We start from the raw sequence: 20721 nt of genomic DNA, 5'->3' as shown, positions 1-20721 counted from the left end.
TCAGTCGGTCTTGGTGCGGAGATGAAAACTCTTCGGCCGCGTCAGCTGCTCGTAGCCGACGACGGAGAGGCTGGCGCCGCGTCCCGTCGCCTTGACGCCGGTCCAGGCGAGCGCCGGGTCGACATAGTCGCAGCGGTTCATGAACACGGTGCCGGTGTCGATCCGGTCGCCGATCGCCTCCGCCGCCTCGAGGTCCTCGGTCCAGAGGGCGGCCGTCAGCCCGAATTCGGAATCGTTGATCAGGCGGATCGCCTCGTCATCCGATTTCACCTTCATGATGCCGAAGGCGGGGCCGAAGGTCTCCTCCTTCATGAAGCGCATGGAATGGTCGACGTCGACCAGAACCTGCGGCGCCAGATAGGGCGTGCCGGCCTTCGCTTCCGGGAATCTTGACGCGTCGATCAGCGGCCGCGCGCCGGCGCGAACGGCCTCGTCGACCTGGCCGCGGATAAAGTCGGCGGCGGCAGTGCGCACCACCGGGCCGAGCGTCGTCGCCGGATCCGTCGGGCTGCCGAGCTTGTAGGCGTTGACGGTTGCGACGACGCCCTCGACGAAACGGTCATAGACCGCCTCGTGCACATAGACGCGCTCCATCGCGCAGCAGGACTGGCCGGAATTGAAGAAGCCGCCATCGACGATGTTCTCGACGGCGAAGGCCAGATTGACGTCCGGCCGGACATAGGCCGGATCCTTGCCGCCGAGCTCGAGCGTCGTCGCCGGGAAATTCGGCGCGCCGGCGACCGAGGCCATGATCTTGCGGCCGCCCGAGGTCGAGCCGGTGAAGCCGACCTGGTCGACGAAGCCGGAGCGGATCACCCGGTCGGTCGTCTCGTGCGACATGTTCACATACTGGAACACGTCCTTCGGCAGCGCGGCCTTGGCGAAGGCGCTGGCAAAATGCTCTGCGACCAGCGCCGTCTGGCTCGAATGCTTCATGACGACGGCGTTGCCGGCGAGGATCGCGGGCAGGACGGCGTTGAGCGCCGTCATGTAGGGGAAGTTCCAGGCCGGCAGGTTCAGCGCGACGCCGAGCGGCTCGCGGCGGATGAAGCGGCGGAAGCCCTCCTTCGGGCCGGCATCGATATCGGCGAGCGACTTCTCGGCGATCGCGATCATGTAGCGGGCGCGCTCCTCGAAGCCGCGCATCTCGCCATGGCCGTAGCGGATCGGTCGGCCCATCTGCCAGGCGAGCAGTTCGGCCACCTTGTCCTTCTCCGCCACCATGGCGTCGACGAAGGCCGTGGCGATCGGCAGGCGATCCGCGACGGCGACCTCGCGCCATTCGCGCTGCGCGGCCCTGGCGCGCCGGAGCGCGGCGAGCACCTCGGCTTCCGAGGCCAGCGGCCGCTCGGCATAGACGGAGCCGTCGACGGGGGTGATGATCTGGAGGTTGGCGGTCATGGCGAAATCTTTCAGCAGGCGATGGCCCGGACGTGCCCGGCTTCGGCGTAATCGAGGATGAGGCGGTCTCGCGTCACGATCGTGAGATCGAATTCGCGAGCGGTCGCAATGATGATCCGATCTCCGGGATCGCGGGGTGGCGCGGCGGGCAGGAAGGAGGAGTCGATGAGAACCGTGTGACTCAGCGGGGCAAGCCTTATTCCGTCGAGACCGAGCAAGAGATCGAACCACTTCCTGGGCGAATAGGGCGACGTGAACCGACCCCGCATCGCCAGCAGTCCGATCTCCCACCCTGTGATTGGCGAAACGGAGATGGGTTTGCCGGAACTCTGTTCGTCGTCCATGGCCGCGTTGGCCGCTTGCGAAATCGGCGCGCCACCAACAATCCACAATGCCGCGCATGTATCCAGCAGCAACGCCATTCAGGGCATCTTCCCCCAGTCAGGATGTTCGACAAGCTCGGCCCATTCCGGATCGGCCGGCTCTGTCAGATCCACACCCGGCGCGATCGTGAAAGTCCCCTTCATCGCTCCGAAGAGGGGATGACGCCTCTCTGGCTTTTCTCCGGCTTCGACACCGGAATCGGCGGCGTTCGCGGACGTGGACCGGCGAAAGACGACGGTTTTTCCCTCGACGTCGACTTTTTCCGTTTCGTATCCAGCCATCAGCCATGCCTTCGTCATGACGTTGTTGTCGGGATTATTGCTCCACCACGCGCGGCTTGCCTGAGAGGGAGGGAGCGGAAAGCCAAGTATATCTTCTATTTCTCCGAAGGTTAGTGGAATCACCGGTCGCTTCTTGTCACGCAGATAGTCGGACAATCGATCATATTTGCCCATGACGTCTCTCCTTCGATACGAGACGATATCAGGCACACATGCGCCTCTCAAATCACACACCTGTGTGTGTTCAATAGCGCTCGAAGCCGCGCTGGAGTTCCCAGTCGGTGACGCGGCGGTCGTATTCGAGCTGCTCCCAGCGGGCGGTATGAAGATAGTGTTCGACGACGTCGTCGCCGAGGGCGGCGCGCAGCACCGCGGATCCGTCCAGCGCGTCGATCGCGGCGCGCAGCGTCTTCGGCACGTCCGGCTGGCCGGACGCCACATAGGCGTCGCCGGCATAGGCCGGCGGGAGTTCCAGCTTCTCGTCGATGCCGTGCAGGCCGGCGGCGACGAGCGCGGCAAAGGCGAGATAGGGGTTCAGGTCGGCGCCGCCGATGCGGCACTCCGTGCGGATCGACTTGCCTTCGCCGACGACGCGGAAGCCGGTCGTGCGGTTGTCGACCGACCACACCGCCTTGGTCGGCGCGAAGGTGCCGGCCTGGAAGCGCTTGTAGGAATTGACGTAGGGCGCGAGGAACAAGGTCATCTCGCCGGCGAGCGCCAGATGACCGGCGAGCCAGGATTTCATCGTCGCCGACATGCCGAGCGGGTCGGCGGCATCGGCGAAGAGCGCGCTGCCGGAGTGGTCTCGCAGCGACGAATGGATGTGCGACGATGACCCGGCGAGGTCGTAGCGCCATTTCGCCATGAAGGTGACGGCGCGGTTCTGGAGATGGGCGATCTCTTTGATGCCGTTTTTCATGATCACGTGCCAGTCGGCCATTTCGAGCGCTTCCGAATAGCGCACATTGACCTCTTCCTGGCCCGGGCCCCATTCGCCTTTCGAGTTCTCGATCGGGATGCCGGCGCCGGCCAGACCGTTGCGGATGGCGCGCAGCAGCGGCTCGTTCTTGCTGGTCTGGAGGATTTGATAGTCCTCGATGTTGTCGCCCATCGTCTTCAGGCCGCGCCAGCGCTTGGCCGTCGCGGTCTCGGTCGTCTCGTTGAAGGCGTAGAATTCGAGCTCGGAGGCGAAGAGCGCCTGCATGTCGCGCGTCCCCAGCCGCTTCAATTGCGCCTTCAGGATCGAGCGCGGCGCGTGCGCGAGGTCCTCGCCGTGATGGTCGCAGACATCCGCCAGCATCAGCGCCGTGCCGTCGAGCCAGGGGATGCGGCGGAGCGTCGAGAGGTCGGGCTTCAGGACGAAGTCGCCATAGCCCTTCTGCCAACTCGCCGCCTTGTAGCCGGGCACCGGCTCCATATCGATGTCGACGGTGAGGAGATAGTTGCAGGCATGCGTCTCATGCAGCGCGCTGTCGAGGAAGAAGCGGCCGGTGAAGCGCTTGCCGGTAAGGCGGCCCTGCATGTCCGGAAAGGCGACGATCACCGTATCGATCGTGCCGGCGTCGATCGCCGCTTCGAGCTCCGACAGCGTCCAGTTTCCGGCCATGCTTTTTCCCTGCTGGATTGTTTTCCTGCGATTGCCGCCGAAGGCCGGGCAATTGCCGGCCATCGGGGTTTGTCGTCGTCTTCGGGGATGCAGGCTCGGGAAGGGCGGCAGGCAGCCGGCGGCGAAGCGCCGGGAGCACGATGGCAACCGTCTCGTGATGCACGCTGGGCTCTCCCGACCGGCCGACGGTCCTCCTGCCGGGTGGCAGGCGGCTCTCCCCCGTGACGCGATCGAGGTCAGGTTACAGGAGCAGTGCCGGCGGTCAATCGGCGCTATTCCAGCGCCGCGCGCCAGGCGGCGACATAGGCGCTGACGTCATGCGGCAGCGGCGGCGCCGGTTCCGGATCGGGCTGGCCCGGACCGGCGCCTTCCGGGCCGTTGGCGAGCAGTGCCGCGCCCTCCGTGGTTCCGGTCGCGTCGGCGCGGGCGATCACCGGCCGGCCGACGACGCTCGTCAGCGCCGACAGGAACAGCGCGTTGCGGGTGATCGGCCCCTCGACGACGATCGGACCCGCGGCACCGGTAAGGCTGAGGCAGGTGTCGGCGACGACGGCGCAATAGAGGCTGGCGGCGGCGACCTTTTCGCCCGGCGTCAGCGTCGCCGGATCGTGGCTCCAGCGGCCCCTCTGGAAGGCATAGGGCCCCGTCCCCGGCGCGAAGGAGGGGAGCGCCATGATCTTCTCGCCGAGGATGCGGCCGATCTCGGCGGCGCTCGGCGTGACCTTGGCGTCGTCGGTCAGGAGCGCGAATTCGCGCCCCGCCATGAAGCGGGCCGAGGGCACGGCGCGGTCGAAGGCGTCGACATTGGCGAGGCAGTCGCGCGCCGGGTCGAGGTCGGCGAGCGAGCCGCCGACGGCGAAGAAGATCATCCAGGTGCCGGTCGAGATTACCGAGAAGGGCGGCCGGCGGCGCAGGATATGCGGAAGCAGGCTGGCGTTCGAATCGTGGATGCCGGCGACGACGCGGCAATCGGCCGGCAGCCCGGTCTTCGCCGCGATTTCCGGGCGGATCGTGCCGGCGGTGTCCCAGGGGTGAACGCGTGGGGGCACCATGTCGGACCAGCCCTGGTCGTCGGCAAGCCGCGAGAAGGTGCCGGCCTCCGGGTTCCAGAGATCGGTGTGGCAGCCGAGCATGGTCGGCTCGCTGACCCGGGCGCCGGTCAGCCGCCAGACCCAGTATTGCGGATAGAGCAGGATCGTCGTGGCGCGGCCGAAGGCGGACGGGAAGGTCTCCTGTTGCCAGTAGAGCTGGCGGCCGACATTCAGCCCGCCCGGCAGGTCGGGCGACAGCGTCTCCCAGAAGGCGCCCCGCAGCGGTCGATAGACCTCGGCGATCGAATCCGGCCCGCGGTACTCGTAGTCGAGGATCGGCATGACCAGATCGTCGCCGTCGATCAGCGCCGCCGCGCCGCCATGCGTCGTCGTCGAGATGCAGTCGATCTCGGCCTGGAGCGCGAATTCCCGCAGGCCCTCCAGGATCCACGCCCAGAGCCGCTCGGCATCGAAATGCGGATAGAGGCCTTCGGTCACGACGGCGTTGGTCGTGGTGCGGATGGCGAGGATGGCATGCGTCGCCGCGTCGACCAGCGCCAGCTTGGCGTTGGTCTTGCCGATGTCGAGAACGATGGTTGATTTCGGCATGGTCGGTCCTCGTCAGCTCTCGGAGAGGCGCCGCCAGAGCGCTGCATAGCCGGCGAAGTCGTCGCCGAGCGGCGGCGCCGGGGCGGGATCGGGGTTGGCGGCACGCGGGCGATCCGGCCCGTCTGCGAGGAGTGCCGCGCCTTCCGTGGTGCCGGTCGCATCCGGCCGGCCGATAACGGGTCGATCGACCAGCGCGGCGAGTGCCGAGAGGAAGAGGCCGTTCTTCGCGAACGGTCCCTCGATCAGCACCGGCCCCTCCGATCCCGTCAACCGGAGGCAGGCCTCGGCGACCAGCGCGACATAGAGGCTCGCCGCCGCGGTCCGCTCGGCCGGCGACAGCGCGGCGGGATCGACCGTCCAGCTGCCCGTGCGCCGCCCGAACGGGCCGTTTCCGGGAACGAAGCCCGGCAGCGCCATCACGCGTCCGTCGATCACGGCCCGGATCGCCGCTGCGTCCGGCTCCGCCGCTTCGCCCTCGGTCAGGATCTGGAACTCGCGCCCCGCCATCGACATTGCCGACGGCACCGGCCGCGCGAAGGCGTCGGCATAGGCGAGGCCGCCGCGCGCCGTGTCGAGATGGTCGAGGCTGCCGCCGGCGGCGAAGGTGATCATCCAGGTTCCCGTCGAGATGACGGTGAAGGGCAGGGGGCGGGACAGGATGTGCGGCAAGAGGCTCGCATTCGAATCGTGGATGCCGGCGACGACGCGGCAATCGGCCGGAAGGCCGGTCCGCCGCGCGATTTCCGGCAGGATCGCGCCGACCGTCTCCCAGGCGGCGGCGCGGGGCGGAAAGAGCTTTGTCCACCCCTCCGTCTCGGCGAGGCTCGAATAGTCGCCGGCGCGGCCGTTCCAGAGGTCGCTATGCGCGCCGAACGAGGTGACCTCGCCGACGCGCCGGCCGGAGAGCCGCCAGACCCAGTATTGCGGATAGGGCAGGATCGCCTCGGCCTTCGCGAACGCCTCCGGGAAGCGGCGCGACATCCAGTAGAGCTGCCGTCCGGCATTGAGGCCGCCCGGCATGTCGGGCGACAGGATCTCGGCGAAATCGCCGCGCGCCTTGCGGTATTCGTCGGCGATCTCGTCCGGTCCGGCGAACTCGTAGTCGAGCACCGGCAAAGCGAGATCGTCGCGGCTGAGCACGACGATGGAAGCGCCATGCGTCGTCGTCGCGATGACGCGGATCTCGGCCCGCGTGGAGAAGTCCGCAAGGCCGCCGAGGAACCATTCCCAGATGCCGTCGACGTCGAAATGCGGATAGGGCGGGCCGGGCAGCACGGCGTTCTTCCGCGTCCGTATGTCGAGGACGGCGCGGGTCTCGCGGTCGAGCAAGGCAAGCTTGGCGTTCGACTTGCCGATGTCGAGGACAGCAATGGCTTCCGTCATGCGTTCAGGTCTTCGCGGTGGCGGCGAGCGCTCGCCGGTAGATCTCGGCGTCCCAGGTGACCAGTTCCTGTTCCTGCTCGACGGTCAGATAGTTCAGCGGCGTGCCGGGCGGGATGCGGCCGGTGACGTCGGCGAGCGCCCGGGCGAGCGCGTCGCCGCCGTTCAGGACTTGCCTGTGGATGAGGACGCCCTTGCCGGGCACGGCGATCAGCATCGGGGCGATCGGCGACCGCGCCGCGAGCGCCGCCGGCGTGTCGTCCGCGTCGAGCACGGCGATGCCGCTGCCCAGGAACACGACGTGGTCGGGATAGATCGTGCCCTGGCGGGCGATGGCGAGGCGCTCGGGATCGGTGGCGGTCGCATGCGCCGCCGGATCGGCGGGCAGGCGATAGGGCGAACCCTCGGCCAGGGCTTCGAGCGCCGCTATGTTGGCCGGCGGCGCGGCGCGGACGGGGGATGCCAGCGCCGCCGAGACGCGCTCGATCAGGCGGCCGGCCTCGGTGACGGTCTCCGCCGCGACGATCAGGCCGTGATTGCCGAGGATGACGACATTGGTGCCGGGCTTCGAAACGGCGTCGATCTCGCGCGCCAGCGGCAGGCCGGGCTTCACATAGGGGACATAGGCCCAGGTGACGCCGGCAAGCCCTTCGAGCCGGGCGGCGATCACGGCTTTCGCATCCTGCCGGCCGACCAGAGCGACGGTCTCGACGCAGTGGATGTGCAGCACGGCGTGGAACGGAATGACGGCGTGAACCGAGGTCTCCACGGAGGGGCGAAGGCCGAGCGGGTTTTCTTCGGCGATGACGAAATCGGTCGCCTTGGCGGCGCGCTCGTCGTTTTCAGCGACGGCCGCGAGCAGCGGCTCCAGCGCCACGGGCAGGAAGATCTCGCGGTCCTCGGCCTCGGCGAGCCAGGTGCCGGAGGCCTTCACCCAGAGGATGCCGTCGCGCTTCAGCGAGGTGTTGCCGCCGGCCGCCTGAGTGCGGTGCGGATCGCGCCCGAGCGCGGCGGAGAGCGTCTTCAAGGCGACGAATTCGGGATCATGGGCAGAAATGGACACTATCCGGCTCCGGATGGGCATGCGGTGAACAGGGGCAGAGCATCATCCATCCGAGTGGAATCCGGCTCTTCACCTCTCCCATGGGGAGAGGTCGGACCGTCAGGTCCGGGTGAGGGGGTAGGGAATTCTCCGGATGAGGCCGTAACCCTCACCGGCCGCGCGCGTGCGTGGACCTCTCGCTCCGGGAGATCTTTGCAGCACGCCGATCCCATCATCCTGAGGAGGCCCGAAGGGCCGTCTCGAAGGACGCAGGGTGGTCGTGCAGTTCCTGCCCAGAGGCCGTGCGTCCTTCGAGACGGCTTTCTTCGAAAGCCTCCTCAGGATGATGGAGATCGGGGCCTGCATGACCGTGGCGTTCTGCTCGGGTCTCCATAGGCGCAGAGGAAGAATGGATCCGACTTTCGTCGGGCGCCGAGACGGAACGCGAGGCATGGCGGACCATGCCTCGCGCGCTGGATCCGATCAGAAATCGAAGTCCTTGATGTTTTCCTTGGTGAAGGTGAACGGGGCGCCGAGCAGGATCTCGGAACCGTTGATCACCTGCAGATCGCCGAGCTTGCCGGCCTTGACCGAGGTCGCGCCGGGCTTCAGGTCGCCGTCGGCGGTGGCGCGCAGCACCTGCAGCGCGGCATAGCCGAGATCGACCGGGTTCCAGAGCACGACCGACTTGACGCAGTCCTTCTCGACATACGGCTTCATGGCGTTCGGCGTGGCGAGGCCGATGACGGAGATCTTGCCGCACTTGCCGGCCTGGGTGACGGCCTCGGCAGTTGCCGGGGTCGCGACCGAGGTCATGCCGAAGAGGCCCTTCAGGTCGTCGCCATGCTTGTTGATCAGCGTCGTCGCCTGGTTGAAGGAGAGGACGTTGTCTTCCTGCGCCTCGACGGTCTCGAGCCACTTCATGTTGGGATGGCACTTCGCCTGGTAGGCTTCCATTTCGGCGATCCAGCGCGCCTGGTTCGGCGTGGTGAAGGTCGAGGTGACGATGGCGAACGAGGCGTCCTCGCCGACTTCCTTGGCCATGTTGTCGACCAGGGACTTGGCGATGCCGTTGAACTCGGCCTGGTTGACGAACCACTGGCGGGCGTCGGGCTCGGAATTGGCGTCATAGCCGACGACGTTGATGCCGGCGGCGAGCGCCTTCTTCAGCACGGGCGCGATGGCGACCGGGTCGTTGGCGGCGAACAGGATGCCGTCGACGCCGGACGTGATGTAGTTGTCGATGAACGAGATCTGCTGGTCGATGTTGGCCTGGGTCGGGCCGTCGGTCTTGGCCTCGACATTGCCGAGTTCCTTGGCCGCTTCGGCGATGCCCTTCGAGGTGGCGTTGAAATAGCCGATGCCGATCAGCTTCGGCACGTCGACGACCTTGATCGGCTTGGCCTTGCGGTCCGGCGCATTGGTCGGCACGCCGCCGTCATAGGGCTTGGCCTCGGCCTTGCCCGGGGTGCCGTCGCAGGCGAGCGGGTTGGTCGGCAGGTCGTCGCCGCCCGTCCAGTTCCCTGCAAAGGCGGCGCTGCTGACGCCGAGGCTTAGGCCTAGCGCCAGGGCTACGGTTCTCTTCAACATGGCTCTTCTCCTCCAAAATGACGCCGGGGCCTTTGTTGTTGCGGCGAGACCCCTTCGTCCCCTGATTGATCAGCCGTCGCCTTCGCGGCTGAAGAGATTGCTCGCGACGATCGCGAGGATGAGCACGAGGCCGATGACGACGATGGTGCCGTCGCCCTTGACCCCGGAGAGCGCGAGTCCGTTCTTCAGCGCCTGCATCAGGATCAGGCCGAGAACTGTGCCGATGATGGTGCCCCGTCCGCCGAAGATCGATGTGCCGCCGAGCACCACGGCTGTGATGACGTCGAGCTCCAGGCCGGTGCCCATGTCGGAACGCGTGGTCGAGACGCGCGAGACGAAGATGACGCCGGCGAGGCCTGCGACGAGGCCGGAGGCCGTGTAGATCAGCAGCTTGGTGCGATCGACGCCGATGCCGGAGAAGCGGGCGCCGGTCTCGTTGGCGCCGGTCGCATAGGTGGCGCGGCCGAAGGTGGTGAGCCCGAGGATGACGGCGGCGATGATGACCAGGAGGCCGAGGATCCAGAGCTGGGTCGGCACGCCGAGCACCTCGCCCTGGCCGAGCACGAAGAACCAGTCCGGATAGCCGCGCACCGACCGGGCCTGGCTGATGCCCTCGGCGAGGCCGCGATAGAGCGCGAGCGTCGCCAGCGTCGCGATCAGCGGCGGCACCTTGAAGCGGGTGATGATCAGGCCGTTGACCAGCCCGCCGATGCCGGCGGCGAAGATCGCGAGCACCATGGCGACCGGCAGGGGAATGCCGAGATTGTGCCAGAATACGCCGAGCAGGATCGCCGTCAGGCCGAGGATGGAGCCGACCGAGAGGTCGATGCCGCCGGTGACGATGACGAAGGTCATGGCGAGCGCCACCAGTCCGACCTCGGCCATCAGCCGGCCCTGGTTCAACAGGTTGGCGGTGGTGAAGAAGCGGTCGGACTGGGTCGCCAGCGCGAAGAGCACCAGGACGAGAAGGATCGCGAGGATCGTCTCGTGGCGGAGCAGGGAGCGGAGCGTTGCGGTCATCGGATCGTCACCGGAGCCGGCGTCGCCGCGCCATGTCGGCGAGCACGGTGACGAGGATCAGAAGACCCTGCACGGCGCGCAGCCAATAGGCGGAGACATTGAGGAAGATGAGCGAGGAGGCGATCGCGGCGAACAGGATTGCGGCCAGTGTCGAGCCGATCACCGTGCCGGTGCCGCCGAGGATCGAGACGCCGCCGACGACGGAGGCAGTGATCACGGTCAGCTCCAGATTGGGCGGCACGGTCGACTGGATGACCTGCAATTGCGTGGCGAACAGCACCGCCGCGATGCCGGCGAAGGCGCCGTGGATGGCGAAGACGATGACGGTCGAACGCTCGACCTGGATGCCGGCGACGCGTGCCGCCTCGACATTGCCGCCGATCGCGTAGATCGTCCGGCCGAAGCCGGAATAGCGCATCCAGAACGCCACCAGCGCCGTCAGGATCACCATGAACCAGACCGGCGAGGGGATATCGAACAGGCGGAACTGCGCGATCAGGTAGTCGGCCGGCAGATTGGTGATCCAGGCGCCGGCGGTGACGCTGATCAGTCCGCCCTTGAGGATCGACAGCATGCCGAGGGTGACGACGATCGACGGGATGCGCAGATAGGCGATCAGCGCGCCGACGCCGGCGTTGACGAGGATGCCGATCAGCACCGGCGCGAGCCAGGCGAGCCAGATCGGATAGCCGTTGACGGCGAGCGTGCCGGAGATCGTCGCCAAGACGCCGATCAGCGAGCCGACGGCGACGTCGATGTGGCCGGAGATGATGACCAGCGACATGCCGATCGCGGCGACCGCGATATAGGCGTTGCCGGCGAAGATGTTGGTGATGTTGTTGGCGCCGAGGAAGCGCGGGTTGACGAAGCTGACGACGACGAAGAGCGCGAGGATGGCGCCGAGCAGGATGAATTCCTGGCCATAGGCGGCGATGCGCTTCATCGGATGCATGGCGGGCGCCGGCCGGGCGACGGCGGAGGGCGACGACATCAGGCGACCTCCGCCTGGGCGACGCCGACATCGTTGGCGCTGGTGTGCATCATGGCGGCGCCGACCGCGTCGGGCGTCGCGGCGGCGCGGTCGAACTCGGCGACGATGCGGCCATTGCTCATGACGAGCACGCGGTCGCTCATGCCGAGCACCTCGGGCAACTCGCTGGAGATCATCAGCACGGCGAGGCCCTGGCCGGCGAGACGGCTCATCAGCGCGTGGATCTCGGCCTTGGCGCCGACGTCGATGCCGCGCGTCGGCTCGTCCATGATCAGCACGCGCGGCTCGGTCGCCACCCATTTCGCCAGCACGACCTTCTGCTGGTTGCCGCCGGAGAGCTGGCGCACGAGCTGCTCCGGCCCGCGGGCGCGGATGCCGAAGCGCTGGATCAGCTCCTTCGCCAAATTGGATTCCTTGACGCGGTCGACGATGGTCGCCGTCGAGATGCGGTCGAGCAGGGCGAGCGACAGGTTCTCGCGGATCGTCTGCGGCTTGATCAGGCCCTGCAGGCCGCGATCCTCCGGCACATAGGCGATGCCGAGGTCGCGCGCCTGCTTCGGATCGGAGATGACGATCGGCTTGCCGTCGAGCAGGATCTCGCCCGACGTCGCCGGCGTGATCCCGAAGATGGTGAGCGCGAGCTCGGTGCGGCCCGAGCCGATCAGCCCGGCGATGCCGAGGATCTCGCCGGCCCGCAGCGTGAACGAGACGTCCTCGACCTCGTCGCGATAGCCGACATTGCGCAGCTCCAGCACCGGCGCGCCGATCTGGGTATCGACCTTCGGAAAGAGCTGGTCGACCGGGCGGCCGACCATCATCGACACCAGATCGCCCTCGGTGATCGCGCCGATGTCGTGCGTGCCGACATAGGCGCCGTCGCGCAGCACGGTGACGCGGGTCGCGAGCGCGAAGATCTCCGGCATGCGGTGCGAGACATAGACGATGGCGACGCCGCGATCGCGCAGCCGCCGGACGACGTCCATGAGCCGGCGTGCGTCGGTATCGGACAGCGCCGCCGTCGGCTCGTCCATGATCAGCACGCGCGCGTCCTGCGACAGCGCCTTGGCGATCTCGACGCGCTGGCGGTTGGCGACCGAGAGGCTGCCGACGCGGGCGTCGACGTCGAGGTCGTGGCTGTCGAGATCGTCGAGCAGGCGGCGCGCCTCGTCGCGCATCTTCGTCCAGTCGAGCGCGTTCATCGTCGTGCGCGGCGCGTGGCCGAGGAAGATGTTCTCGGCGACGGAGAGCTCGGGGAAGAGCAGGAGTTCCTGGTAGACGGTGGCGATGCCGGCGGCGCGGGCCTCGCGCGGCGAGGCGAAGCGGACGACCGCGCCGTTGACGCGGATCTCGCCGGTGTCGGGCGTGTGCACGCCGGCCATGACCTTGATCAGCGTCGACTTGCCGGCGCCGTTCTCGCCCATCAGCGCATGGACTTCGCCCGGCCGGACGTCAAACGAGACGTCCTTCAAAGCCTTGACGCCGGCGAACGATTTCGACACCCCCTCCAGGGCCAGAATCGGCTGCATTTCTTGGCGTTTCCCTTGAACGTCCGGCTTTGCCGCCGGTTTTCTTGTTGGCCGGGATTGGCGCGTTCTCTGGTTCGCTAACTCTCCGGTTCGACCTCGACGACGTCGACGATGACGCCGGCGTCGCGCAGCATGTCGCAGGCTTCCTTCGGGGCGGAACTGTCCGTGATCACCCGGTCGAGCTGGGTCAGGGGACAGAGGATCAGGCTGCCGCGCGGCTGGAACTTGGAGCCGTCGACGAGCGCGATCACCTGCTCGGCCTGCTTCAGCATCTTCTGTTCGGCCTTGATCAGGACGGGGTCGCCCTCGATCAGGCCCTGGCGGCGGATGGCGTGCGCGCCGAGGAAGAACCGCGTGGCGTAGAAATGCTCGATCACCGTGTCGTTGGTGTAGGGGCTGACGACCATGCGTTGTTCGCGATGGATGTCGCCGCCCGGCAGCACGACCTGGCAGTCGCCATTGCCGATCAGATAGAGCGCGAGATCGAGCGAATTGGTGAGCACGCGCAGCTTGCGCTCGGCGATGTGCGGCCCGAGGCAGTAGGTCGTGGTGCCGCCGTTGACGATGATGGATTCCCCGACCGCGCAGAGTTCCGCCGCCGCCCGGGCGATGGCGCGCTTGGCGGCGAGGTTCTGCAGGCGCTGCTCCTCGAAGGCCGGCGTCATCAGGCTGCGCATGCCGTTGTTTTCGCCGCCATGCAGCCGCTCGGCGCCGCCGCGCACCTTGCGCAGCTGGCCCTCGTCATTGAGCGCCGTGATGTCGCGCCGGATCGTGGCCTCGGAGGCGCCGGTCAGGCCGACGAGCTGCGCCACCGTGACGACGGGCCGTTCGGCCACCTCGCCGAGGATGATCCTGTGGCGCTCGATTTCGTGCATTCTTTCCTCCGACGGGACTGGATTGTCCAAGCTTTCCGATGATTGTCAATCAGAAACGATCATTCTCGATAATGATGCGTCGCAATACAATCATTTGCGATCATAATGCAGCGCAATATTCGCGGTTTGGTGCTTTGATATGATTGGACTTGATTGACAAGCGCTACGGTCCCTGACAGATCATGATCCACACTTGCGTGGTCCCCGGTCTGACGGTCCGGGTGACGTCCCCCGTGGATGGTTCGCCGATCCGAGGCGCTCGCCTTGCGAAGCGGCGGCCGATCAAGAGCACCGATCATGACAGAATCCGCTTCCTCGCACCTTCTCGACAACCGCTGGGACGAAGCCAAGGCCGCCGGCCTCGGCGAGTCGGAGCTGCTGCTGTATCGTTCGAACCTGCTCGGTTCCGACAAGCGCATCACCAATTTCGGCGGCGGCAACACCTCCGCCAAGGTGACGGAGAAGGATCCGCTGACGGGGCAGGACGCGACCGTGCTCTGGGTCAAGGGTTCGGGCGGCGACGTCGGTTCGATGAAGCTCGACGGTTTCGCCACCCTCTACCAGGACAAGCTCGAAGCGCTGAAGGGCATCTATCGCGGCCTCGCGCATGAGGACGAGATGGTCGGCTACCTGCCGCATTGCACCTTCAACCTCAATCCCCGCGCTGCCTCGATCGACACGCCGCTGCACGCCTATGTGCCCTACAAGCACGTCGACCACATGCATCCCGATGCGATCATCGCCATCGCCGCGTCGGAGAACTCCAAGGAACTGACCCAGCAGATCTATGGCGACACGATCGGCTGGCTGCCCTGGAAGCGGCCCGGTTTCGAGCTCGGCCTGTGGCTGTCGAAATTCGCCACCGAGAACCCGAACGCCAAGGGCGTCGTGCTCGAAAGCCATGGCCTGTTCACCTGGGCCGACACGTCCAAGGAAGCCTATGAGCTGACGCTCGAGATCATCAACAAGGCGATCGCCTGGTTCGCGAGCGAGACCCACGGCAAGGCGATCTTCGGCGGCGCCGTGACGCAGTCGCTCGACGCCGAGAAGCGCCGCGCCGTCGCAGCCAGCCTGATGCCTGAGATCCGCGGCCGCATCGGCAAGCAGGAATCGAAGGTCGGTCATTTCGACGACCAGCCGGCCGTGCTCGAATTCGTCAATTCCGCTCAGCTTCGCGCTTTGGCGGCCCTCGGCACGTCCTGCCCCGATCATTTCCTGCGCACCAAGATCCGTCCGCTGGTCGTCGACTATGATCCGGCCAAGGACAATCTGGACGCCGTGCTGGAAGGCCTCGACGGCGCGCTCGACGCCTATCGCGCCGACTATGCGGCCTATTACGACCGTTGCAAGCATGCCGACAGCCCGGCGATGCGTGATCCCAACGCCGTGGTCTATCTGGTGCCCGGCGTCGGCATGATCACCTTCGCCCGCGACAAGGCCACCGCCCGCATCGCCGGCGAGTTCTACGTCAACGCCATCAACGTGATGCGCGGCGCCTCGACGGTCTCGACCTATGTCGGGCTCCATGAGCAGGAAGCCTTCGACATCGAGTACTGGCTGCTCGAAGAGGCCAAGCTGCAGCGCATGCCGAAGCCGAAGTCGCTCGCCGGCCGGATCGCCTTCATCACCGGCGGCGCCGGCGGCATCGGCTCGGCCACCGCCGTCCGCTACCTGCAGGAAGGCGCGGTCGTCGTGGTCGCCGACATTGACCAGGCGGCGCTCGATACGACCGTCTCCGGCCTCGGCGCCAAGTTCGGCAAGGACAACATCCGCGGCGTCATCGCCAACGTCACCAGCGAGGGCGCGGTCGACAAGGCGTTCCACGACACGCTGATCGAGTATGGCGGCATCGACATCCTCGTCTCCAATGCCGGCATCTCCTCCGCCGCGCCGTTCGAGGAGACGACGCTCGAGACCTGGGACAAGAACATCGCGATCCTCGCGACCGGCTATTTCCTCGTCTCCCGCGCCGCCTACCGCATCATGAAGACGCAGAAGCTCGGCGGCTCGATCGTCTTCATCGCCTCGAAGAACGGCCTCGCGGCCTCCGCCGGCGCCTCGGCCTATTGCACCGCCAAGGCGGCCGAGATCCATCTCGCCCGCTGTCTGGCGCTCGAGGGCGCCCCCTTCGGCATCCGCGTCAACACGATCAATCCCGATGCGGTGCTGCGCGGCTCGAAGATCTGGCAGGGCGAATGGCGCCAGCAGCGCGCCCAGTCGAACAAGGTCGGCGAGGACGATCTCGAGGAGTTCTACCGCAACCGCTCGCTGCTGAAGCGCAGCGTGTTCCCGGAGGACATCGCCGAGGCCGCCTATTTCCTCGCCGCCGATCTCTCGAACAAGTCGACCGGCAACATCATCAATGTCGATGCGGGCAACGTCATCAGCTTTGCCCGCTGAGACCGGCGCCAATTCTACCAGGCCGGCCGTCTGACGCGATCTTCTGCGCTTCCGGTGCTCACGGACCAACGTCCGCTCCGCTCCGGTTCTCGAAGCTCACGCCAGCCGGCTCGGCCTGGCGAATTGTCGGACGGTCCCAGGCGGGAGGAGCCTTGGGGCCATGTCAGAAAACATCAGGTTCGGGGAGGAACCGCGCATGACCGATCTTCCGATTTCCGCAGACTTGCTCGCCGAGCAGAACAAGGCCGGGGATGCGGCGCTCGCCAACGACTATGCCGCGCTCGGCGAGCAGTTCGACCGGCGCGGCCTCGACATCGATGCGATCACGCGCAAGGTCGCGGCCTTCTCCGTCGCCGTGCCGTCCTGGGGCGTCGGCACCGGCGGCACGCGCTTCGCCCGCTTCGCCGGCCCCGGCGAGCCGCGCGGCATCTTCGAGAAGCTCGACGATTGCGCCGTCATCAACCAGCTGACCCGCGCCACGCCCAACGTCTCGCTGCACAACCCCTGGGACAAGGCGGATCCGAAGGCGCTGAAGGCGCATGCCGACGCGCTCGGCCTCGGCTTCGACGCGATGAATTCGAACACCTTCTCCGACGCCCAGGATCAGAAGCTCTCTTATAAATTCGGCTCGCTGTCGCATACCGACGCGGCCGTCCGCCAGCAGGCGATCGAGCACAACATCGAGACGATCGAGATCGGCAAGGTGCTGGGCTCGAAGGCGCTGACGGTCTGGATCGGCGACGGCTCCAACTTCCCCGGCCAGTCGAACTTCACCGGTGCGTTCGAGCGCTATCTCGATGCGATGAAATCCGTCTACCGGGCGCTGCCGGACGATTGGCGCGTCTTCACCGAGCACAAGCTCTATGAGCCGGCTTTCTACTCGACCGTCGTGCAGGACTGGGGCACCAACTACCTGATCGCCCAGGAGCTTGGCCCGAAGGCGTTCTGCCTGGTCGACCTCGGCCACCACGCGCCGAACGTCAACATCGAGATGATCGTCGCGCGGCTGATCCAGTTCGGGAAGCTCGCCGGCTTCCACTTCAACGATTCGAAATATGGCGACGACGATCTCGACGCCGGCTCGATCAATCCGTTCCAGCTCTTCCTCGTCTTCAACGAGCTGGTCGACGCCGAATATCGCAAGGCCAGGGCCTTCGACCCCGCCTACATGATCGACCAGTCGCACAACGTCACCGACCCGATCGAGAGCCTGATGGCGAGCGCGATCGAGATCCTGCGCGCCTATGCGCAGGCGCTCATCGTCGATCGGGCTGGGCTCGGCGAACATCAGCAGGCGAACGATGTATTGATGGCGAATCAGACGCTGAAGCGCGCCTTCACCACGGATGTCGGCCCGATTCTCGCCAAGGCGCGGCTGGCCAAGGGCGGCGCGATCGATCCGATCGGCGTCTATCGCGCATCCGGCTACCGGGCGAGGGTGTCAGCCGAAAGGCCGTCCTCCGGCGGCAGTTCCAGCGGCATTGTCTGACCTTTTTGCATCGATTGCGACAATTGGAAGGGGGGATCCGTCCCATGGCCGGGTTGCCTCTTCTCTGTGCCCTCCGGACCAGCTAGCTTGACTTCGAGCCTGACTGACCCTTCAAGGGGGGCGGGTGCATGGCCGCGACCCTGACCGTCTGTGATCCATGCGATCGCGGAGCGCAAATGGGTCGAGCGCCGTTGTGAGGGAAGCCGCCGGTTCTCTTCGTCCTTGGCGGTCGCTCTCGGGGGTTCATGTGGACAGGAGATATTGATGAAGAAGGCTTCTACGCTCGTAATGCTCGTCGCCCTCGGCGCTGTGGTTGCAGGCTGCACCACCGGCTCGCGTGCCGGTGACGGTGCCGTCGTCGGCGGTCTCGCCGGTGCGGCCATCGGTGGTCTCGCAGGCGGCAGCGTCGGCGCGGCTGCGATCGGCGCCGGTATCGGTGCCGTGTCGGGCGCGATCATCGCCGACGCCACCGGCCGTTGCTACTGGAAGGACGATCGCGGTCGTCGTCACTACACGTCCTGCCGCTAATTTGTTTTCTTGATTTGTTGGAACGGCCGGGACCTCGTCCCGGCCGTTTCTTTTTGGCCGCGCCCGTGCGTTTCCGTACGCGTCCGGACCGATCCGGCCGGAACTGATCCGGGACCTCCGCATTACCAAATGGCATGGTGCAGCCGGACGCGCCGCCCGGAACCGATAGGTTGGGCGGATCGCGCCGCGTCAGAGGAGGTAAAGATGAAGAGAGCCCCGCTCGTGATCGCTTTCGCCCTGTCGGGCGCCATTCTGGCCGGTTGCACGACCGGCTCGCGAACGGGCGATGCGGCATTGCTCGGCGGTGCCACGGGCGCCGCGATCGGCGGTCTCGCGACCGGCAAGGCGGGTGGCGCGCTGATCGGCGCCGGCGTCGGCGCGGTCACCGGCGCGATCATCGCCGACGCGACGACCGGCCGCTGCTACTGGCGCGATGAATATGGCCGCCGCCACTACGTCGCCTGTCGCTAGCGCGTCTTCGAGCGAAGCAAATCCTGGTTCGCGCCTGATAATTTGAGCCGTATCCGGATCCTTTCACCGCTTGCTTCAGGCGGTGAAAGGATCGGATTGCGGCTCGTCAGTTCACCGTCATGTAGCGCGTCGGGTGAACGTTGCGCGGGTTGTCCTGCCAGCCGCCGAGCGTCGGCGACACCAGCGACAGCGAGACATAGCCGAGCAGCGGCAGGATCGGCGCGTCGCCGGCCAGCATGGCGGAGGCGGTATTGAGGTCCTTCAGCCGCTTGTCCATGTCCATCTCGGTCGCGGCCTGGTCGAGCAACTGGTCGTAGCCGGGGTTGCGATAGCGCGGATAGTTGAAGCGGACATTGTCGCTTCGGAGCACCGTCAGGAGGTCGATCGGGTCGATCTCGTCGGCGATCCAGCCGGTGCGGGCGACGTCGAAATCGCCGCCGTCGCGCAATCTCGCGAAATGCGCCGCGTTCGGCTCGGTCACCACCGTCGCCTCGACGCCGATCGCCTTCCACTGCGCCGCGATGGCGTGCGCCGTCTCCTCGTGCCCCATGCCGGTGCCGACGCGGATCGTCAGCGTCAGGGGCTGCGGGCCAGCCGGCGCGGCAGGCTTGGCTTCTGCCACCTTGATATCAGCCGATTGGCTGTCCGAGGATTCCGCCGACTGGGCCTCGTCCTCGTGCTTTGTGGCGTCGGCGCCGGCCTTGTCCGCGACGTCGCCGGCGGGCGCGGCATCCGCCGCCTTGGCTTCCTGGCTGGCTTCCTTGCCGTCGGCCGGATCGGGCTTGCCGGCGTTGGCCGGGGCGCTGTCGGGCTTCACGCCCGAGGGCTCGACCGTTGAAGGCTTGGCATCGGCAGCCTTGAGGTCAGCCGGCTTGGTGTCCGCCGATTTGCTGTCCGAAGATTTGGCGTCCGGAGCCTGTATATCGGCTGCCTGCATGTCGGCCGGCTTGGCCGTCTCCTTTGTCGGGGCCGCCTCGGGCTGGGCGGGCTCCGCTGCCGCTCCGAATCCGGCCGCCTCGAGCAGCTGGCGCGCTTCGGCGCGGCGGATCTCGATCGGCTCCGGTGTCTTCGCGGGAATGCCGGAGAGTTCGGCCGGCACCAGCGTCTCCGTCGGGATCATGGCGCCCGACCAGACCGCGCTGGCCAGCGCCGGGCGATCGATCGCCATCGACAGCGCGCGGCGGACGACGATGTTGTCGAACGGCTTCTTCGTCGTGTTGAACGCGTAATAATAGGTGCCGGGATAGGGCGCGAGGCGCAGGGCTGCGCCGAACTCGCCGCGCAGGTCCTGCAGGGTCTCCGTCGGCACGTCCGGGCAGGAGAGCACGGTCTTGGCGCGGAAGGCCTCGACGCAATCGGCCGGGCTTTCGAACGGCTTGTAGACGACGCTGTCGATCGGCATCGCCTTGGCGTCGCGGAAGCGCGCGTTCTTGACCAGGATGTAGCCATCCTTCTTGTCGATGGCCGCCAGGCGATAGGCGCCGTTCGAGACGATCTTGCCGGTCGAGCCGAAATCGGCGCCGAGCTTCTTGATCGTCGCGACATTGACGGGCAGCGCCACCGGCAGCGCCAGGCGCAGCAGGAAGGTCGGCACCGGCCGTTCCAGCGTGATCTCAAGCGTCGTCGCGTCGGGCGCGGCGACGCCGAGCGTCTCGGGCTTCGCGCTGCCCTGCTGGACGGCGTTGGCGTTCTGGATGACGAGGAGGGGGCCTGTCTCGGTCGCGCCGGTCGCCGGCGTGAACAGCCGGCGGAACGAGGCGACGAAATCGGAAGCCTTGACGACATCGCCATTCGACCAGCGCGCGTCGGGGCGCAGCGCGAAGGTGTAGACGCGGCCGTCCGGCGAGATCGTCCAGCTCTCGGCCGCGCCCGGGATCGGGCGGCCCCCGGCGTCGAGCGTCACCAGGCCTTCGAACAGGTCGTAGAGGATGGGGGTCTCGTTGAAGGTCGCGGCCTTCTGCGGGTCGAGCGTCTCCGGAGCCCGCACCAGCCCGCGCGGGTAGATCACGTCGGCGCTGGCGGGCACCACGGCGGTCGCCGCGAGCATCACGCCGGCGATCCAGGCGAATCGCATTCTCATTTCTCCGTATTCCATCC

Annotated in this window: 17 protein-coding genes; 4 read left to right on the top strand and 13 right to left on the bottom strand. The window is 66.9% G+C overall.

The features are described from left to right. The 12 genes from AC6HZP_RS18980 to AC6HZP_RS18925 all read right to left on the bottom strand — a co-directional run bounded on the left by AC6HZP_RS18980 (nucleotide 1) and on the right by AC6HZP_RS18925 (nucleotide 13736). Nucleotides 1–1401 (bottom strand): aldehyde dehydrogenase family protein, encoded by a 1401-nt coding sequence (locus AC6HZP_RS18980; RefSeq protein WP_497524101.1) that lies wholly within the window; start codon nucleotides 1399–1401, stop codon nucleotides 1–3. A gap of 11 nt (nucleotides 1402–1412) precedes the next feature. Beyond that, the gene (locus AC6HZP_RS18975; RefSeq protein ID WP_497524100.1) at nucleotides 1413–1823 is read right to left on the bottom strand and encodes a type II toxin-antitoxin system VapC family toxin; all 411 of its coding nucleotides are present in this window, start codon (nucleotides 1821–1823) and stop codon (nucleotides 1413–1415) included. Further along, nucleotides 1824–2240, bottom strand: coding sequence for a DUF7662 domain-containing protein (locus AC6HZP_RS18970; protein WP_497524099.1), 417 nt, complete (start codon nucleotides 2238–2240; stop codon nucleotides 1824–1826). It abuts the gene before it with no gap. Nucleotides 2241–2310: 70 nt separating this feature from the next. Further along, nucleotides 2311–3672 carry a glutamine synthetase family protein gene (locus tag AC6HZP_RS18965; RefSeq protein ID WP_497524098.1) on the bottom strand — a complete coding sequence of 454 codons (1362 nt, stop codon included), beginning with the start codon at nucleotides 3670–3672 and terminating at the stop codon, nucleotides 2311–2313. A gap of 272 nt (nucleotides 3673–3944) precedes the next feature. Continuing rightward, nucleotides 3945–5312: an FGGY-family carbohydrate kinase gene (locus AC6HZP_RS18960; protein WP_497524097.1), complete on the bottom strand. Its 1368-nt coding sequence runs from the start codon at nucleotides 5310–5312 to the stop codon at nucleotides 3945–3947. A gap of 12 nt (nucleotides 5313–5324) precedes the next feature. Beyond that, nucleotides 5325–6695 (bottom strand): FGGY-family carbohydrate kinase, encoded by a 1371-nt coding sequence (locus AC6HZP_RS18955; protein ID WP_497524096.1) that lies wholly within the window; start codon nucleotides 6693–6695, stop codon nucleotides 5325–5327. Between the two features lie 4 nt (nucleotides 6696–6699). Next, a complete protein-coding gene (locus tag AC6HZP_RS18950) occupies nucleotides 6700–7755 on the bottom strand; it encodes a class II aldolase/adducin family protein (RefSeq protein ID WP_497524095.1) in 1056 nt (351 codons plus the stop codon). Between the two features lie 462 nt (nucleotides 7756–8217). After that, the gene (locus AC6HZP_RS18945; protein WP_201400561.1) at nucleotides 8218–9324 is read right to left on the bottom strand and encodes an autoinducer 2 ABC transporter substrate-binding protein; all 1107 of its coding nucleotides are present in this window, start codon (nucleotides 9322–9324) and stop codon (nucleotides 8218–8220) included. Nucleotides 9325–9393: 69 nt separating this feature from the next. Beyond that, nucleotides 9394–10344: an ABC transporter permease gene (locus AC6HZP_RS18940; protein WP_497524094.1), complete on the bottom strand. Its 951-nt coding sequence runs from the start codon at nucleotides 10342–10344 to the stop codon at nucleotides 9394–9396. Between the two features lie 7 nt (nucleotides 10345–10351). Then, the gene (locus tag AC6HZP_RS18935; protein ID WP_201400559.1) at nucleotides 10352–11335 is read right to left on the bottom strand and encodes an ABC transporter permease; all 984 of its coding nucleotides are present in this window, start codon (nucleotides 11333–11335) and stop codon (nucleotides 10352–10354) included. Then, nucleotides 11335–12861, bottom strand: coding sequence for a sugar ABC transporter ATP-binding protein (locus AC6HZP_RS18930; protein WP_497524093.1), 1527 nt, complete (start codon nucleotides 12859–12861; stop codon nucleotides 11335–11337). Before AC6HZP_RS18930 ends, AC6HZP_RS18935 begins: the two co-directional genes overlap by 1 nt. A 77-nt stretch (nucleotides 12862–12938) precedes the next feature. Next, a complete protein-coding gene (locus tag AC6HZP_RS18925) occupies nucleotides 12939–13736 on the bottom strand; it encodes a DeoR/GlpR family DNA-binding transcription regulator (protein WP_201400557.1) in 798 nt (265 codons plus the stop codon). Between the two features lie 297 nt (nucleotides 13737–14033). On the opposite strand from AC6HZP_RS18925, the gene AC6HZP_RS18920 reads away from it, so the two are divergent. The 4 genes from AC6HZP_RS18920 to AC6HZP_RS18905 all read left to right on the top strand — a co-directional run bounded on the left by AC6HZP_RS18920 (nucleotide 14034) and on the right by AC6HZP_RS18905 (nucleotide 18624). Beyond that, the gene (locus AC6HZP_RS18920; protein WP_497524092.1) at nucleotides 14034–16136 is read left to right on the top strand and encodes a bifunctional rhamnulose-1-phosphate aldolase/short-chain dehydrogenase; all 2103 of its coding nucleotides are present in this window, start codon (nucleotides 14034–14036) and stop codon (nucleotides 16134–16136) included. Between the two features lie 196 nt (nucleotides 16137–16332). Continuing rightward, nucleotides 16333–17625 (top strand): L-rhamnose catabolism isomerase, encoded by a 1293-nt coding sequence (gene rhaI, locus AC6HZP_RS18915; protein WP_497524091.1) that lies wholly within the window; start codon nucleotides 16333–16335, stop codon nucleotides 17623–17625. Between the two features lie 264 nt (nucleotides 17626–17889). After that, nucleotides 17890–18153 (top strand): YMGG-like glycine zipper-containing protein, encoded by a 264-nt coding sequence (locus AC6HZP_RS18910; RefSeq protein WP_201400554.1) that lies wholly within the window; start codon nucleotides 17890–17892, stop codon nucleotides 18151–18153. A 204-nt stretch (nucleotides 18154–18357) separates the two neighbouring features. Next, a complete protein-coding gene (locus tag AC6HZP_RS18905; RefSeq protein ID WP_201400553.1) occupies nucleotides 18358–18624 on the top strand; it encodes a YMGG-like glycine zipper-containing protein in 267 nt (88 codons plus the stop codon). 106 nt (nucleotides 18625–18730) lie between these two features. On the opposite strand, the gene AC6HZP_RS18900 is transcribed toward AC6HZP_RS18905, so the two are convergent. Next, nucleotides 18731–20698 carry a peptide ABC transporter substrate-binding protein gene (locus AC6HZP_RS18900; protein WP_497524090.1) on the bottom strand — a complete coding sequence of 656 codons (1968 nt, stop codon included), beginning with the start codon at nucleotides 20696–20698 and terminating at the stop codon, nucleotides 18731–18733. Nucleotides 20699–20721: the final 23 nt, after the last annotated feature.

It is taken from the genome of Kaistia sp. SLG-1 (genome assembly GCF_059699055.1).
The sequence above is the reverse complement of the archived record's forward strand: the minus strand, read 5'-3'. Positions and strand labels throughout refer to the sequence as shown.